This window comes from Paenibacillus rhizoplanae (genome assembly GCF_042684125.1).
Classification (GTDB): domain Bacteria; phylum Bacillota; class Bacilli; order Paenibacillales; family Paenibacillaceae; genus Paenibacillus_AQ; species Paenibacillus_AQ rhizoplanae.
In genome coordinates this window covers 74,100-90,059 of record NZ_JBHUKY010000031.1, presented here as the reverse complement: position 1 = coordinate 90,059, position 15,960 = coordinate 74,100, and the positions used below count along the sequence as shown (strand labels likewise).

The window sequence follows — 15,960 nt, the reverse complement described above, 5'->3', positions numbered from 1 at the left end:
TATCAGATTAGGTCGATTTTGCAAAAAAAAGCGGCAACCCCGGATAGCCTACACCAACCGGGATTTACCGCTCCGCTTAAGGAGAGTCTGGACGGCGAACCCTACCAGCAGGGGAAGCGCCAGCTGAACCTCAAGTCTCCAGTCTACAGCATACAGGTCTACGAGGTTAATCTGCTTCAACAATACATAGGTCACGTTGTATAAGAGGAATGAACAGCTGAAGGTGAGCAGCGGGATCAGATGCAGCGTCCTTTTATTCTGCAGCAGCCGGTATCCCGCAAGGGTTAAGAGGGTATAGCTGGCCATGATGAACAGGGCATTATTACTGCCGAAGCGCAGGAAGGATACCATGGCGGTAGCCAGATTGAGGGCAGACGATAAATAGCCGATGCGAAGCATGTCGAACCTCCTGGTTTTTTGTAGAAATATAAGATGAACAGATTTCTACATTTTACAGCGCTAACGCGGAGATTTACAGATCCAATACTGAATGTTCATTATTCCGTAATTGTATGTTATAATGCTTTCTTTTAAAATTGATGATGTAGGAATTGGTAAATATGGAGGGATCGTTTGTGAGAATCTTTAATCAATCAAGAGCATGGAGTATGCCTGGGGATTTAGAAGCAAGCGAGCTTGAAGCCTTCCGGCCGCTCGATGCACCTCAAGTTGATGTCCAGAGCGGAATGTCCGTGGCGGGTTCTTCCGAAGAATCCAGGGAGCATATCTATCATCGGGCTATGATTTCTTCGATACGCAGTGAAATGAACAAATTAAGCCAGCTGCTCTCCATTCCATATGTGGTATTCCTGACGGACAAGGCGGGGACCATTCTGGAGCTGGTCTATTCTTCTTCGGATACGCAGGCGGAGATGGAGCAGGCGGAGCTGCGTCCGGGGGTTAGCTTAAGCAGGCAACAGGCGGGAATGAATGCCGTATCGCTGGCGATGGAGATGAACTGCATCGGGGTGGTGCGGGGAACGGAGCATACGGATCAGACCTTCCGGGACTGGAACTGTGTATGTGCTCCGCTGCAGTATGATGATAACGTTTACGGGTATGTTGATATTTCTTTTAATAGAGGAGAGCCTATTGAATTCGCCATTCCCTTCGTGCAGCAGATTGCCGAGAATATCATGGAGAAGTGGATGGAGAAGAACCCGGAGATGCAGCAGTACCGGCTTGAGGCCACGTTGCAGGAATATAAACTGACTGCGCGGGAACAGGAGGTAGCGAGGCTGTGGCTGATGGAGAAGAGCGCGCTGCACATCGGGAGCGATCTGGGCATCAGTGAAGGCACCGTGCGCAATATGCTGAAGAGTATCTATAGTAAAATGCGGGTGAACGACCGTTTCCAGTTCGTGAAGCGCCTTACGCCTTAGCCGGGAGAATCCGCTTCCGGGTACATACAAAATAGCCGGGCAGCGATACGAATGTATCCCTGACCCGGCTATTTGAAAATATAAGAATCTATATGTTACACGCTACAAATTATCCTTCTAGTTCTCGCCGAAACGGTACCGTCCTTTAAAAGGACGGCAAAGCCGTTTCCACTTGTGTGACGTAGAAGCCTGGCTTCTCTGGCAAAAGTTAACCGCAGGAGCAGTTCAGTACCGGCTTACGCGCGGCCTGTGTCTCATCCAGGCGGCTGATTTCAGTCGTATGCGGTGCGTTAATGACAATCTCCGGCGTCTCCTCGGCTTCCTTAACGATTCGGATCATCGTCTCAATGAAGCCATCGAGCGTCTCTTTGCTCTCGGTCTCGGTCGGTTCAATCATCATACATTCCTCTACCGTCAGCGGGAAGTAGACGGTTGGCGGATGATAGCCGAAGTCGAGCAGTCGTTTGGCTACATCAAGGGTACGTACACCGTATTGCTTAAGGTTCTTACCGGACATGACGAATTCATGCTTGCAGATGCCCGGGAAGGGAATCTCGAAGTAAGGAGCCAGCCGGTGCATCATATAGTTGGCGTTCAGCACAGCGTTCTCGGAGACTTCACGCAGACCGTCAGGACCGTAGGTGCGTATATACGCATAAGCACGGACGAGAATCCCGAAGTTGCCGTAAAAGGCTTTGACGCGGCCGATCGATTCCGGCCCGCCGCAGTCCAGCGTGAAGCTGCCGTCTTCGTTCTGTGCCACAGTAGGCTGCGGCAGGAACGGGATCAGCTTCGCCTTTACACCGACTGGTCCGGCTCCCGGACCTCCGCCGCCATGCGGCGTACTCATCGTCTTGTGCAGATTGAGATGCACCACATCGAAGCCCATATCGCCCGGGCGGGTGATGCCCATAATCGCGTTGGAGTTCGCTCCGTCATAATAGAGCAGGCCGCCCGCTTCATGGACAATCGCGGCGATCTCGACGATCTGCGTCTCGAAGAGTCCGAGGGTACTCGGGTTCGTCAGCATCAGCGCGGCGGTGTCGCTGCCGACAGCGGCCTTCAGTGCTTCGAGGTCCACCATTCCCTTGTCATTGGAGGGGATGGTCACGGTGTCGAGACCGGCTGCGGCGGCACTGGCCGGGTTGGTGCCGTGCGAGGAATCGGGCACGATTACCTTGGAGCGGACTTCGCCGCGGCTCTCATGGTAGGCGCGGATCATCATCAGGCCGGTCCACTCGCCGTGGGCGCCGGCAGCGGGCTGCAGGGATACGGCATCCATGCCGGTCAGGGCGGCGAGATCCTTTTGCAGCGTGTACATCAGTTCAAGCGCACCCTGGATGCTCTCTTCCGGCTGATACGGGTGGATCTTGGAGAGTCCCGGGAAGCGGGCGACATCCTCGTTGATCTTGGGATTGTATTTCATCGTGCAGGAGCCGAGCGGATAGAAGCCGTTATCAACTCCGAAGTTGCGGCGGGACAGGGCGGTATAGTGGCGGATCACATCCACCTCGGATACCTCCGGCAGTACTACCGGCTCACTGCGCAGCAGCCCTTCAGGAATGAGTGAGTCAAGCCCCTCGTCCTGCGGCACATCACACAGAGGCAGGGAGTAGGCAGAGCGGCCTGGACGGCTTAATTCAAAAATCAGACTTTGTTCCGGTTTCATACACAGCCCTCCAGTGCGCTTGCGAATTCGTCAATTTCGGTCTTGCTTCGTTTCTCCGTTACGGCAACCAGCATATGTCCGGCCAGCTCGGGATAATCCCGGCTTAAGTCATAACCGCCCAGATAGCCTTCCTTCAGCAGCTTGGAGTTAACCGCACTCACACTGCTGCCCTCCGGGAGCTTCAGGACGAATTCATTGAAGAACGGGGCAGTGAAGACGCGCTCTGCGCCAGTGATTTCAGCCAGCCGCCCAGCGGCATAGTGGCTCTTGCGGATGTTCAACTCACCAACCTCGCGCATGCCCTCCTTGCCCATCACGGACAAGTAGACGGAAGCGCACAGCGCCAAGAGCGCCTGATTGGAGCAGATATTCGAGGTCGCCTTCTCACGGCGGATATGCTGTTCGCGGGCTTGCAGCGTCAGCACGAAGCCGCGCTTGCCATTCCGGTCAACCGTCTGGCCGACGATCCGGCCCGGCATCCGGCGCATGAGCGGCTCGGCAACGGCGAAGAATCCGCAGGTCGGACCGCCGAGCGAAGCGGCAATTCCCAGCGGCTGCGCGTCGCCGACAACGATGTCTGCGCCAAGCCGTCCGGGAGACTCCAATACGCCAAGTGCAATGGGATTCGCGCTGACGACAAGCAGTCCCTTAACCGCATGGATCAGCGGTTCGATCCCGCGCAGATCCTCAATCCCGCCGAAGAAGTTGGGGGACTGAACCAGAACGGCAGCGGTATCGCTGTCGATGGCTTCGGCCAGCTTGGCGAGATCCGTTACCCCGTCAGCATAGTCAATCTCTACAATTTGCAGACCCCAGGCGTTGGCGGAGGTACGCAGCACCTGACGCGCTTCCGGGTGAACTGTACGGGAGACAATCAGTTTCTTGCGTTTGGTGGCGCCTGCGGCCAGCACAGCCGCTTCGGAGAAGGCGGTTGCGCCGTCATACATACTGGCATTGGCAACCTTCATGCCGGTCAGCTCACAGATATAGGATTGGAATTCAAAAATCGCCTGAAGCTCCCCCTGGCTGATCTCCGGCTGGTAAGGAGTGTAGGCAGTATAGAATTCTGAACGGGAAATCACATGGTTGATGACGACCGGAACGTGGTGGTCGTACAGTCCGGCGCCCAGGAAGCTGGTGTGGGTATCGAAGTCGGCATTCTTGTGAGCCAGGCCCTTCATATGGCGAAGCAGTGCGTATTCGTCCAAGGCGCCTGACATCGGCATTGTTCCCTGGTAGCGGACAGACTGCGGAATATCGGCGAACAGCTCATCGATGGACTGGATACCTACGGTTTCCATCATTTCTGTGCGGTCTTGCTCAGTCATAGGCAGATAGCGGTGCTTCATTGCGGCTTCACTCCTTGGCTTCTTTTGTAGAATGGGGCTTTGATGACGGCAGCCTTGAGCTGCTTGCCGCGAATCTCCACGTACACCTCTGTGCCAAGCTCCGTATAGGCAGCGTCCAGCAGAGCAAGTCCGAGGTTCCGCTTCAGGGTCGGGGACTGGGTGCCAGTCGTTACTTCACCGATCTTCACGCCGTCCGCGTACACGGGATAGTGGGAGCGGGGAATGCCGCGGTCGATCATCTCCAGGCCCACAAGACGCCGGGGCAGACCGGCTTCCTTCTGCTTCAGCAGGGCATCGCGGCCGATGAAATCCCCTGCATCCAGCTTCACGAAGAACTGGACACCGGCTTCAAGGGGAGTGATGTCCGCTGACAGCTCCTGGCCGTACAGCGGCAGCTTGGCCTCGAAGCGCAGCGTATCGCGTGCGCCGAGTCCGGCAGGAGTCAGGCCATGCGGAGCGCCCGCAGCCAGCAGACCGTTCCAGAGTGCTGCTGCTGTATCTGCGGGAGCATACAGCTCGAAGCCGTCTTCGCCGGTATATCCGGTACGGGAGAGCAGGACGGTGACGCCGCAGACTTCCGCGTGTTCGATGAAGTGGAACGGCTTAAGCTCCGTCAGTGGCACCTGCGTGACCTTGGCCAGAATCGTCTCCGCCAGCGGTCCCTGCAAGGCGAGCAGCAGAGTCTCATCGGAAATGTTCTTCAGATTGACCCCGCTGAACTCAGCGGTGAGATGCTCCTGCAGCCACTGAAAGTCCTTGTCGATGTTGGACGCATTGACGACAAGCATGTAACGCTCCTCGCCCAGCTGGTATACCAGCAGATCGTCCACCACTCCGCCGCTTGGGTAGAGCATCAGGGTGTACTGCGCTGCGCCGTCTTCCAGGCGTGTGACATCATTGGTGGTCATTCTCTGGAGGAAGGCTTCAGCGCCGCTCCCGGTAACCATGAATTCCCCCATGTGGGAGACATCGAACAGTCCGGCCCGTTCACGGACGGCTTCATGCTCCTTCACAATGCCTGTGAACTGCACCGGCAGCTCCCAGCCGCCGAAATCAATACATCTGGACTCCGCATAAGCGGCATAGAGGTCATAAAAAGGCGTTCTTCTCAAAGACTCCATCTTGTCACTCCCTTGGTCTGATTACATACGAAAAAGGACAGGCGAAAGCCATTATGCACGTATGCATAAATGGACTTTCGCTCTGTCCTTGGTACCTGAGAGTTACCCTGCCGTACAGCGCAAGTTTCCCCGTTGGTGATCCGTGAAGCCTGCGGCGCAGGCACCCGGATGCTCTCCAGAGATGCGTCCGGCAAAGGTCCTTTTGCCTGAGAGATTCACCCATCCCGGGCTTACTCCTTCGGCGCTGTCTTCCTGTGAGACAGTCTCTCCCTATGCCATCATTCGCAAACCATATGTTATTCTACTGACTCCATTAAACCGGGTAACCCTTCGCCCTGTCAATCAAAAAACGTCAAAAAGTTGACAAATTTAATTTTACTGTCAGTTATATTGACATTAGGCAAGCTGATAACTTAGGCTATAACTAAATTTAGAACTCCAATTACGGAAAAGAGGCGGCTTGGAAATGAGTGAAGTGCTGGACAACCTGCTATACAGCGAAGAGCATGAGTGGGCGCAGCAGGGCGAGGGACGCGTAGTACGTGTAGGGATTACGGATCATGCGCAGCATCTGCTCGGCGATATCGTGTTTGTAGAATTCCCGGAAGTCGGCGCGGCGATCTCCGCTGGTGACAGCGTGGGCAGTATCGAGTCCGTGAAGACGGTATCAGAGCTATATTCACCCGTCTCCGGTAAGGTGACCAAGATCAACGATGCGCTGGAGGCCAGCCCGGAGCTGATCAATGATCAGCCTTACGGAGACGGTTGGATTTTTGAGCTGGAGCTGGATGTAGAGTTCGCTGAGGCAGTAACCGGTCTGTTGGATGCGGCTGCGTACAAGGAACTGGTTGGGGAATAAAAGTTAGTGTATTTGCAAAAACGGCTATTAATACGACAGACTTCTCTTTATTACATTAGATGTTACTAATGTGAGAGGTCTGTCTTTTTGCGTCTGTATATCATTCCGGAAACCCAAGCAGACCGGGATAAAGGCCCGGAGCCAGCTGCCACAGCAGGGGCAGAAGAGCCAGACCCGCAATGGAAAATACAGAGCACAGCAGCAGGAAACGGTATCTTTTTCGCGGACGGGTGGCGGGCTTGAGCACGAAATAATACACTCCGGCTGAATAAAACGGGAAAAGCACGGCGGCCGACATCCCCATACAAACGATAAATGTCGCTTCCCCGGCAGAACTGGGGATCATGGCTTCCGGGTTATAGACCGGATTGACTTGTAAAAAGAGGAGAAGAAACGTCGAATACGCGCTCAGCAGAAGCAGGGGGAAACAGCGGATACGCCCATTCCCGGACAAGCCGTAGAGCATCCACCAGACCCCGAATCAAGCCAGGGCGAAGAGAGCTCCGGCAATAAGGTAATCAGCGCCAATTGCAATCAGCTTGTCCAGCGGATAGACGCGGGCCAGGTCTCCCCAGAAGTAACGGGAGGAGAAGAACTGCATGAAGGCGGCAAAAAATCCGACGAAGAGGGTAAGCATCCCCTGGGCAATAATGATCACGATCAGCGAAACTGCCAGCCGCAAAAACCTGAAAAACCCTGCGGCCTCCGGCGCCGCTCCGTTTGTATCCTGCATAGCGGTCTATCTCCTTATATTAGCAAATGGATATATGCTTCTGCCGCCTGCCGGTATCTGAGCGGATCCGCTCGCGGTTACGTGCTATTCTTCCTCCTGCAGCTGCCGCAGAACAATGAGTTCAACCCGGCGGTTCCGCTGTTTTCCCTCGGCGCTTGTATTATCGTAGGCGGGCCGGGTATCGGCATAACCCGCGTACTGGAAGGTATCGGGGCTCAGCCCCTCTTTGTCCAGAAAAAAGCGCAGGACGGACAGCGCACGGGCGCCGGATAGATCCCAGTTATCTTTGTACACCGAGCCTGGCGTCACGGGAACATTGTCGGTGTGGCCTTCGATGCTGATGGTGGCGCCGATGCCGCGGAACAGGCCGGAGAGCTGGCGCAGTGCAGGGAACGCAGGAGATTTCAACTCAGCCTTACCCGCATCGAACAGGAACCGGTCACTCAGCGTGATGGCAATGCCCTGCGGCTTATCGGCAACAAAAATCTGCTCACCCAGGTTATTCTCCTCCACGTATTGGGTGATAACCCCCATAAGCGCAGCCAGCTTCGCTTCCTGTTCCCGAAAAGCAAGCTCACGCGCTGACGGCTGGTGCCCAGCCCCATCTCCTGTTTGTCCGGTTGCATTCAGCCCGTCCGCATTCGCGGAGCCTGTAGCAGAAGGACCGCCAGCGGTTCCGCCGTCTTCATTAGGACCCTTCGAAACGTCTGTTCCTGTGATTCCCGGATGGCCCTCCAGCACGCCGCTTCCACCCTCCAGTACTTTACTTCCGTTCTTGAAGGTATCCGATAAGGAGCCGCTGACAATGGCATATTTCTGCGAATCCAGGCTGCTCATAGCATACAGAATCACGAAGAAAATAAGCAGAAGCGTGATCAGATCCGCGTAGGTAATCATCCAGCGGTCCCGGCTCTCCTTGCCTGCGGCGGCGCGGCGCTGCCGGCGGTTTCTTTGTCTCATAGCGAGTCCCCCGGACTGGTGCTGCTGCGTTTAGGGGCGTCTGCCAGGAAGGGGGCCAGCTTTTGCCGGACCAGATGCGGGTGATCCCCGTTCTGCAGGGACAGAATGCCTACGAGCAGCATCTCCATGGTGCCCAGCTCACTTTGGCTGCGGGATTTGATTTTGGAAGCGATGGGTAAAAAGAGTAGATTGGCGCTGGCTACGCCATAGAGCGTTGCTGTAAAAGCTACAGCAATCGACGCGCCCAGATTGGAAGGGTCCGTTAAATTGCTCAGTACCCGGATCAGCCCCATAACGGTGCCGATAATCCCCATGGTCGGTGCATAGCCGCCAGCGGCTTCAAATATTTTGGCATAGCCTTCATATTTCAGCTCCTTGGCATCCATCCCAAGCTCCAGGATCTGGCGGACCTGATCCGGGTCATTGCCGTCGACAATCAGAAACAGGCCTTCACGGGTGAAGGGATCGGGGTGATCCTCCGCTCTTTTCTCCAGGGCGAGAACACCGCCGCGCCGCGTCAGTGCAGCCATGGCAATCAGTTCTTCGGCTTGTTCCCGGCTGGTATCTTGCTGTCTGCCAAAAGCCAGGCCAAGCGCCGCCGGAATGCTGCGGAGCTTGGACGTCGGGAAGCTGATGAGTACCGCCGCAAGAGTACCGCCGAACACGATCAGGGCAGCGTTGGGTTGTAGTAAGCCGGACAGGCTGCCGCCTTCCCACAGAAATCCGCCGATCATAGCGGCAATCCCGGCCAGCAGGCCGATTATTGTAGTGAAATCCATAAATTCAGGCTCCTTAAATTTCTATATATTATGGTTTGCAACAGTCTGGGCGACGCTGTATAATAAACGGGAACGTGCATTCCTATCTTCCATATTTTTCAGTATGGTATGGATGAAGGATCATTAGGGTTAAAATTATAATATATTCATATATTCTAGACGATAGAGGGGAGACGGGCAAATGAGTGATATTGTCGTCAGTACAAAGACTTTTGAACTGGAGTCCGAGTATACACCCCAGGGCGATCAGCCTCATGCCATAGAAGAGTTAGTGGACGGCATCCGGCAGGGCAAGAAGCACCAGACGCTGCTGGGAGCGACAGGTACAGGCAAGACCTTTACCATCGCACAAGTGATTTCCAAATTGAACCGTCCGACGCTGGTCATTGCGCACAACAAGACGCTTGCTGCACAGCTGGCGAGTGAGTTCAAAGAATTTTTTCCAAACAATTCCGTTGATTACTTCGTCAGTTACTACGATTACTACCAGCCAGAGGCGTACATTCCTTCCTCCGATACCTACATTGAGAAAGATTCCAGCATAAATGAAGAAATCGACAAGCTCCGCCACTCTGCAACCAGCTCGTTATTCGAACGCCGTGACGTTATTATTGTGGCGAGTGTGTCGTGTATTTATGGCCTCGGTTCGCCGAAGGAATATGGAAGCTTGCTGCTCTCGCTGCGGGTAGGGATGGAGAAGCCGCGTAATCAGATTCTGAGCCGGCTCGTAGATATCCAGTATCAGCGTAATGATATTAATTTTGTGCGCGGTACGTTCCGTGTGCGCGGGGATGTAATTGAGATCTTCCCGGCTTCTCAGGGAGAACATGCGATCCGGGTAGAACTGTTCGGAGACGAGATTGAACGGATCACGGAGATAAATGTTCTGACTGGTGAGCTAATCGGCGAACGCGATCATATCGCGATCTTCCCGGCGTCCCACTTTGTCACCCAGGAAGAGACGATGCGTGTAGCCCTTGTTAATATTGAACGTGAGCTTGAGGAACGGCTGGCTGTGCTTAATGGAGCAGGCAAGCTGCTGGAGGCCCAGCGGCTGGAGCAGCGGACCCGTTATGATATCGAGATGATGAAGGAAGTCGGCTTTTGTTCAGGGATCGAGAACTATTCGGGTCCGCTTACCTTCCGTGAACCGGGAGCGACTCCTTATACGCTGATGGACTATTTCCCGGATGATATGCTAATTGTGATTGACGAGTCCCATGCCACGCTTCCGCAGATCCGGGCGATGTATAATGGTGACCGCGCGCGTAAGACAGTACTCGTGGAGCATGGCTTCCGCCTGCCGTCTGCACTGGATAACCGGCCGCTGCAGTTCGAGGAATTCGAAGACAAAGTGAGCCAGATTATATATGTGTCCGCTACACCGGGACCTTATGAGATGGAACACTGCGATACAACAGTACAGCAGATTATCCGTCCTACGGGTCTGCTTGACCCGATCATTGAAGTGCGCCCTACCGAAGGACAGATCGATGATCTGATCAATGAAATCCGTGACCGGGTTGAACGCGATGAGCGTGTACTCGTTACCACCCTTACGAAGAAGATGTCTGAGGACCTGACGGACTACTTCAAGGAGATTGGCATCAAGGTACGTTATATGCACTCCGATATCAAGACACTGGAGCGGATGGCGATCCTGCGTGATCTGCGTCTGGGTACATTCCACGTACTGGTCGGCATTAACCTGCTTAGAGAGGGTCTTGACCTGCCGGAGGTCTCGCTTGTCGCCATCCTGGATGCCGATAAGGAAGGCTTCCTCCGTTCCGAGCGTTCGTTGATCCAGACGATCGGCCGGGCCGCTCGTAACTCTGAGGGGCGTGTTATTTTGTATGGGGACCGCATTACAGATTCCATGGAGAAGGCGATGAGCGAAACCCAGCGCCGCCGTGAGATTCAAATCGCCCATAATGAGAAGCACGGGATTACCCCGACAACCATCAACAAGAAGGTCCGCGACATTATCGAGGCCACCAAGGTTGCTGAGTCCAAGGCCGATTACCTCACCGGTGTCGGTGGCAAGCTGAACAAGAAAGACAAGCAGAGTCTGATGCAACGTCTGGAGGCCGAGATGAAGGATGCCGCCAAGAACCTGCAATTCGAGCGCGCCGCCGAGCTGCGCGATGCCTTGCTTGAGCTGCGGGCAGAGTAACCCGGCACTGAAGTTAACGATCCAGGGAACGGCGCTATTCAGGCCGTTCCTTTTGAAGATAGTATGGTTAAAGCCCTTAGCGCGTATCCCGTAGGGAGAGCGTGCACTCAAGCTCTTGGCGCGTATCCCGCAGGGACAGCGTGCACTCAAGCCCTTAGCGTGTATCCCGGAGGGACAGCGTGCCGTTGAAGCCCTTTGCGCATTCCGAAGGAACAGCCCGCAGTTAAGCTCTTGGCGCGTATCCCGCAGGGACAGCGTTGACGGCAAGCAGCAGCGAGCCGAATCGCTCTAATCGTACAGCGGCCCCGTAGGGGCTAGCGAGCCTATTGCCCCAATAGTCGTCCATCCACCCAGCCCAACGCTTTCCGCCAAGTTTGCAGGTGTCCAGAGGGTGCAACCCTTGGGGCCCTCCCTTGGAAGGGAGGGTTTGGGAGGGATCGAAAATATTTTCCCAAAATGTTTTTGCATTTTAAATTCCCCTTAAAGGAGAGGTATCGTTGGCACATGAAAGTATAGTAATCAAGGGCGCAAGGGCCCATAATCTCAAGAACATCGACGTAACGATTCCGCGCGACCGCTTCGTCGTGCTGACGGGACTGAGCGGTTCGGGCAAATCCTCCCTGGCCTTCGACACCATCTACGCCGAGGGACAACGCCGGTATGTGGAGTCTTTGTCTGCTTATGCGCGCCAGTTCCTGGGCCAAATGGAGAAGCCGGATGTAGATTCCATTGAAGGACTCTCCCCGGCGATATCAATTGACCAGAAGACTACAAGCCGTAACCCGCGTTCGACAGTAGGGACGGTTACCGAAATCTATGACTATCTGCGGCTGCTTTTTGCCCGGGTCGGGCATCCCCACTGTCCGGATCATGGCATAGAGATCACTTCGCAGACCGTTGAACAGATGGTGGACCGGATCATGCAATACCCGGAGAAGACACGCCTGCAGATTCTGGCCCCGGTCATTTCCGGCCGTAAGGGTGAGCATAAGGGTCTGTTCACAGATATCTCGAAGCAAGGCTTCGTCCGTGTACGAGTGGACGGTGAGCTGCGCGAAGTGACGGAAGATATTGTACTGGAGAAGAACAAAAAGCATACGATTGAGGTTGTCGTGGACCGGATTGTGATTAAGGATGATATCGAGACCCGGCTTACCGATTCCCTGGAGACTGCGCTGAAGCTGTCCGGCGGTCAGATTCTCGTGGATGTGATGGGCCAGGAAGAGCTGTTGTTCAGTGCAAGCTTTGCTTGTCCTGTCTGCGGATTCAGCATAGAAGAGCTGGCGCCGCGCATGTTCTCCTTCAACAGTCCATTTGGGGCCTGCCCTGAGTGTGACGGACTGGGGATGAATATGGTGGTTGACCCTGATCTGCTGATTCCTGACATGGAGAAGTCCATTGAAGAAGGGGCATTCCTGGCCTGGACAGGCAGTACGTCGAACTACTATCCGCAGTTCCTGAAATCCGTATGCGAGCATTTCAAAATCCCGCAGAATGTGCCGCTCAGCAGCTTGTCACCGGAGCATATGACCAAGCTGCTGCACGGAACAGGCAGCGAGAAGATCCGCTTCCGGTATGAGAATGACTTCGGCCAGCGCAAAGACGCCCTGGTTGCCTTTGAGGGGATTATTCCTAATCTGGAGCGCCGTTACCGCGATACAGCCTCCGAAGGTATCCGTGAGTTCATTGAGGGCTTCATGAGCGCCAAACCCTGCCATTCGTGTAAGGGTAAACGGCTCAAGAAAGAGATTTTGGCGGTGACCATCAATGAGCGGAATGTTGCCGATGTGACGGATCTTTCGATTGGGGATTGCCTGGACTTCTTCGCTGAGCTCAAGCTTAGTGAGAAAGAAACAGCGATTGCTAATCTGATCCTCAAGGAAATCAGCAGCCGGCTCGGCTTCCTGGTGAATGTGGGGCTGAACTATCTGACCCTTAGCCGGGCAGCAGGTTCTCTATCCGGCGGGGAAGCCCAGCGCATCAGGCTGGCTACCCAGATCGGCTCCAGTCTGATGGGTGTCCTCTATATTCTGGATGAGCCAAGTATCGGCCTGCATCAGCGGGACAATGACCGGCTGATTGCTACGTTGGCCCATATGCGCGATCTCGGCAATACGCTCATCGTCGTTGAGCATGATGAGGATACCATGATGGCGGCTGACTATATTATCGACATTGGACCGGGGGCCGGCAAACATGGCGGCCATATCATTGCTCAAGGGACACCGCAGGAAATTATGCAGGATGCGAACTCCCTGACGGGTGAATACTTGAGCGGACGCAAGTTCATCCCGGTGACTGCCAAGCGGCGGCCAACCGATAATGAACGCTGGATCGAGATCCGTGGAGCGAAGGAGAATAACCTGAAGAATGTGAATGTGAAAATCCCGCTCGGTGTCTTCACAGCGGTAACCGGCGTATCCGGTTCCGGCAAATCTTCGCTCATTAACGAGATTCTCTACAAGAGTCTGGCCCGCCAGCTGAACAAGGCGGTCAAGGTCCGTCCCGGCTTGCACAAAGAAATCCGCGGCCTGGAGAATCTGGACAAGGTTATCGAAATTGACCAGTCCCCCATCGGACGTACCCCGCGCTCCAATCCGGCTACGTACACAGGCGTGTTCGATGATATCCGTGATTTGTTCTCCAAGACGAACGAGGCCAAGGTGCGCGGCTTCCAGAAGGGGCGCTTCAGCTTCAATGTGAAGGGCGGACGCTGTGAGGCGTGCCGTGGAGACGGCATTATCAAGATTGAGATGCACTTCCTGCCTGATGTCTACGTACCCTGTGAAGTTTGCAAAGGCAAACGGTACAACCGCGAGACGCTGGAAGTGAAATATAAAGGCAAGAATATCTCGGATGTGCTTGAGCTGACAGTGGAGGATGCAACGGAGTTCTTCAAGAATATTCCGAAAATTCACCGCAAAATGCAGACCCTGCTGGATGTAGGTCTGGGTTACATCAACATCGGCCAGCCGGGAACCACCCTGTCCGGCGGTGAAGCCCAGCGTGTGAAGCTGGCATCCGAGCTGTATCGTCGCAGTACCGGCAAGACGCTCTATATCTTGGATGAGCCGACAACCGGTCTGCATGTCGATGACATCGGCCGTCTGCTTGAGGTGTTGCACCGGCTGGTCGATTCCGGCGAATCGGTCCTGGTCATCGAGCATAATCTTGATGTCATCAAGACAGCCGACTACATTATCGATATGGGACCGGAAGGTGGCAGCGGCGGCGGTACAGTCCTTGCTACCGGAACACCAGAGAAGCTGATCAGCGTTGAAGAATCCTACACCGGCCGCTACCTGAAGCCTGTCCTGATCCGTGATACGGAACGTACGTTGGCTATGGAATTGCAGCCTTCTGAGACGGTGTAAATGCAGGAAGAGCAGTATAAAACCTAATCCCTTATTAACCCGAATAACCCTTGTCTCTTCTTACAGGAGAGGCAAGGGTTGTTTTTAATATCACGATATGTTTCACAAGTTTATTTACATTATCGGCTCCCCGCTACAACTCACTGCGGATGCCGAAGATAATTTTAAACCGGCAGGTAGATTTAGCTCCCCGTTTGAACCCTTCCCGTGAGTCCGCAATCCAGACGGTTCTTCCGATCCAGACCCGGATGTACAAGGAACGGAAGATAACTGGCCGGACGATCCCCTGTACTTCGGCCTCTGTGCCATCCGGCTGTTCAATCTCTGTTCGCACCCACCATGTGTTTCCGATTCCGAATTCGATGTATTTCAAGCAGGGGTCACCGCTCTTTCTAAATAATGTGTACCGATTCTCGAGAGGGATTCCGAGGAGGGCTGGCTTAGACATATTCTGCAGGCTTTGTTAATAGGTATCAGTAAGCCTTATTACCTATGAAAAAGGGGGATTTGAAGTGACAAAGCGTGCATTAATTACAGGGATTACAGGACAAGATGGATCTTATTTAGCAGAGCTTCTCTTGTCAAAAGGATATAAAGTATTTGGTTTGCGCCGTAGAACAAGTATACCAATTATGGATAACATCGGACATCTGAAGAATGAAATCGAACTTATTGAAGGGGATTTGCTGGATCTGGGGTCACTGATGAGAGCGGTGAGCATCTCAGATCCGGATGAAGTCTATAACCTGGCCGCACAGTCTTTCGTAGCAACCTCCTGGGTTCAACCCGTTGCAACTGCTCAGGCTACTGGAATGGGTGTTACCAATTTGCTCGAGGCGGTGCGTTTGACTAAACCGGAAGCAAGATTTTATCAAGCCTCAAGCAGTGAAATGTTTGGTAAAGTATTAGCAACACCACAGAAAGAAACGACCCCATTTTATCCACGAAGTCCATATGGTGTAGCTAAAGTTTATGGTCACTGGATTACTGTTAATTATAGAGAAAGCTACAACATGTTTGCTTGTTCTGGAATCTTGTTCAACCATGAATCGCCACGTCGTGGCATTGAATTTGTAACCCGCAAAGTATCTGATGCTGTGGCGAGAATAAAACTGGGTCTGCAAACGGAACTCCGGATGGGAAATCTGGATGCAAAAAGAGATTGGGGCTTTGCAGGGGATTATGTTAAAGCGATGTGGCTGATGCTTCAGCAGGATAAAGCGGATGATTTCGTAATCTCGACTGCGGAGACACATACGATTGAAGAACTTGTAGATATCGCATTTACTCATGTAGGACTGGATTGGAAAGATTATGTTGTGGTTGATCAGAGATTTGTTAGACCTGCTGAAGTGGATCTACTGCTTGGCGATTGCTCCAAGGCTAAAGAAAAGCTAGGCTGGGAACGGGAGGTTACATTTGAACAATTGGTCAAGATGATGGTGGATAGCGATTTAGCGCTCATTAATGAAAATTTAATTAAAGGTGTTAAAATAGTGTGATTTCGTGGTATTGAGGTCCAACTAGCCCACCAAGTCCACCAAGTCCAAACAGGCATATC

At 53.8% G+C, this 15,960-nt stretch carries 14 protein-coding genes and 1 riboswitch; of the genes, 5 read left to right on the top strand and 9 right to left on the bottom strand.

Annotation, left to right across the window (positions count from 1 at the left end; genetic code table 11):
- Positions 1-48: 48 nt before the first annotated feature.
- Complete coding sequence (locus ACFSX3_RS17860) at positions 49-399, bottom strand: hypothetical protein (protein ID WP_209988741.1); 351 nt, start codon at positions 397-399, stop codon at positions 49-51.
- A 209-nt stretch (positions 400-608) separates the two neighbouring features.
- Between ACFSX3_RS17860 and ACFSX3_RS17855 the strand changes: the two genes are divergently transcribed.
- On the top strand, positions 609-1,382 hold the full coding sequence (locus ACFSX3_RS17855; protein ID WP_209988738.1) for a LuxR C-terminal-related transcriptional regulator: 774 nt from the start codon (positions 609-611) through the stop codon (positions 1,380-1,382).
- Between the two features lie 208 nt (positions 1,383-1,590).
- Here ACFSX3_RS17855 and gcvPB read toward each other — a convergent pair whose 3' ends face one another.
- Genes gcvPB through gcvT form a run of 3 tightly spaced genes read right to left on the bottom strand, consistent with a single transcriptional unit; the run spans position 1,591 to position 5,521 of the window.
- On the bottom strand, positions 1,591-3,051 hold the full coding sequence (gcvPB, locus tag ACFSX3_RS17850; RefSeq protein ID WP_209988734.1) for an aminomethyl-transferring glycine dehydrogenase subunit GcvPB: 1,461 nt from the start codon (positions 3,049-3,051) through the stop codon (positions 1,591-1,593).
- Positions 3,048-4,400, bottom strand: coding sequence for an aminomethyl-transferring glycine dehydrogenase subunit GcvPA (gcvPA, locus tag ACFSX3_RS17845; RefSeq protein ID WP_209988731.1), 1,353 nt, complete (start codon positions 4,398-4,400; stop codon positions 3,048-3,050). The genes gcvPB and gcvPA overlap by 4 nt, the downstream gene beginning before the upstream one ends.
- Positions 4,397-5,521 (bottom strand): glycine cleavage system aminomethyltransferase GcvT, encoded by a 1,125-nt coding sequence (gene gcvT / locus ACFSX3_RS17840; protein ID WP_209988727.1) that lies wholly within the window; start codon positions 5,519-5,521, stop codon positions 4,397-4,399. Before gcvT ends, gcvPA begins: the two co-directional genes overlap by 4 nt.
- 184 nt (positions 5,522-5,705) lie before the next feature.
- Positions 5,706-5,803: riboswitch (glycine riboswitch) on the bottom strand.
- A 184-nt stretch (positions 5,804-5,987) separates the two neighbouring features.
- On the opposite strand from gcvT, the gene gcvH reads away from it, so the two are divergent.
- Entirely contained in the window at positions 5,988-6,380 is a 393-nt protein-coding gene (gcvH, locus tag ACFSX3_RS17835) for a glycine cleavage system protein GcvH (RefSeq protein ID WP_209988724.1), read from the top strand.
- A 100-nt stretch (positions 6,381-6,480) separates the two neighbouring features.
- Here the strand turns inward: gcvH and ACFSX3_RS17830 are convergent, their stop codons facing one another.
- From ACFSX3_RS17830 to ACFSX3_RS17815, 4 genes are all read right to left on the bottom strand, one after another.
- On the bottom strand, positions 6,481-6,846 hold the full coding sequence (locus tag ACFSX3_RS17830; RefSeq protein WP_209988723.1) for a hypothetical protein: 366 nt from the start codon (positions 6,844-6,846) through the stop codon (positions 6,481-6,483).
- 15 nt (positions 6,847-6,861) lie between these two features.
- Positions 6,862-7,113, bottom strand: a complete 252-nt coding sequence (locus ACFSX3_RS17825; protein ID WP_209988719.1) for a hypothetical protein — start codon at positions 7,111-7,113, stop codon at positions 6,862-6,864.
- 84 nt (positions 7,114-7,197) lie between these two features.
- Entirely contained in the window at positions 7,198-8,073 is an 876-nt protein-coding gene (locus ACFSX3_RS17820) for a flagellar motor protein MotB (protein WP_209988715.1), read from the bottom strand.
- On the bottom strand, positions 8,070-8,852 hold the full coding sequence (locus ACFSX3_RS17815) for a flagellar motor protein (protein WP_209988712.1): 783 nt from the start codon (positions 8,850-8,852) through the stop codon (positions 8,070-8,072). The genes ACFSX3_RS17820 and ACFSX3_RS17815 overlap by 4 nt, the downstream gene beginning before the upstream one ends.
- Before the next feature lie 181 nt (positions 8,853-9,033).
- Here ACFSX3_RS17815 and uvrB point away from each other — a divergent pair, with 181 nt between their 5' ends.
- Together uvrB and uvrA are read left to right on the top strand one after the other, a co-directional pair.
- Positions 9,034-11,025 (top strand): excinuclease ABC subunit UvrB, encoded by a 1,992-nt coding sequence (uvrB, locus tag ACFSX3_RS17810; RefSeq protein ID WP_209988709.1) that lies wholly within the window; start codon positions 9,034-9,036, stop codon positions 11,023-11,025.
- A gap of 497 nt (positions 11,026-11,522) precedes the next feature.
- Positions 11,523-14,399: an excinuclease ABC subunit UvrA gene (gene uvrA, locus ACFSX3_RS17805; RefSeq protein WP_209988706.1), complete on the top strand. Its 2,877-nt coding sequence runs from the start codon at positions 11,523-11,525 to the stop codon at positions 14,397-14,399.
- Between the two features lie 133 nt (positions 14,400-14,532).
- On the opposite strand, the gene ACFSX3_RS17800 is transcribed toward uvrA, so the two are convergent.
- Entirely contained in the window at positions 14,533-14,772 is a 240-nt protein-coding gene (locus ACFSX3_RS17800) for a DUF3977 family protein (RefSeq protein WP_209988703.1), read from the bottom strand.
- A 139-nt stretch (positions 14,773-14,911) separates the two neighbouring features.
- Here ACFSX3_RS17800 and gmd point away from each other — a divergent pair, with 139 nt between their 5' ends.
- Positions 14,912-15,901: a GDP-mannose 4,6-dehydratase gene (gene gmd / locus ACFSX3_RS17795; RefSeq protein ID WP_209988700.1), complete on the top strand. Its 990-nt coding sequence runs from the start codon at positions 14,912-14,914 to the stop codon at positions 15,899-15,901.
- Positions 15,902-15,960: the final 59 nt, after the last annotated feature.

Coding starts and splice junctions, on each gene's coding strand:
- ACFSX3_RS17860 (WP_209988741.1), bottom strand. CDS start 399: ATGCTTCGCATCGGCTATTTATCGTCTGCCCTCAATCTGGCTACCGCC.
- ACFSX3_RS17855 (WP_209988738.1), top strand. CDS start 609: ATGCCTGGGGATTTAGAAGCAAGCGAGCTTGAAGCCTTCCGGCCGCTC.
- gcvPB (WP_209988734.1), bottom strand. CDS start 3,051: ATGAAACCGGAACAAAGTCTGATTTTTGAATTAAGCCGTCCAGGCCGC.
- gcvPA (WP_209988731.1), bottom strand. CDS start 4,400: ATGAAGCACCGCTATCTGCCTATGACTGAGCAAGACCGCACAGAAATG.
- gcvT (WP_209988727.1), bottom strand. CDS start 5,521: ATGGAGTCTTTGAGAAGAACGCCTTTTTATGACCTCTATGCCGCTTAT.
- gcvH (WP_209988724.1), top strand. CDS start 5,988: ATGAGTGAAGTGCTGGACAACCTGCTATACAGCGAAGAGCATGAGTGG.
- ACFSX3_RS17830 (WP_209988723.1), bottom strand. CDS start 6,846: ATGCTCTACGGCTTGTCCGGGAATGGGCGTATCCGCTGTTTCCCCCTG.
- ACFSX3_RS17825 (WP_209988719.1), bottom strand. CDS start 7,113: ATGCAGGATACAAACGGAGCGGCGCCGGAGGCCGCAGGGTTTTTCAGG.
- ACFSX3_RS17820 (WP_209988715.1), bottom strand. CDS start 8,073: ATGAGACAAAGAAACCGCCGGCAGCGCCGCGCCGCCGCAGGCAAGGAG.
- ACFSX3_RS17815 (WP_209988712.1), bottom strand. CDS start 8,852: ATGGATTTCACTACAATAATCGGCCTGCTGGCCGGGATTGCCGCTATG.
- uvrB (WP_209988709.1), top strand. CDS start 9,034: ATGAGTGATATTGTCGTCAGTACAAAGACTTTTGAACTGGAGTCCGAG.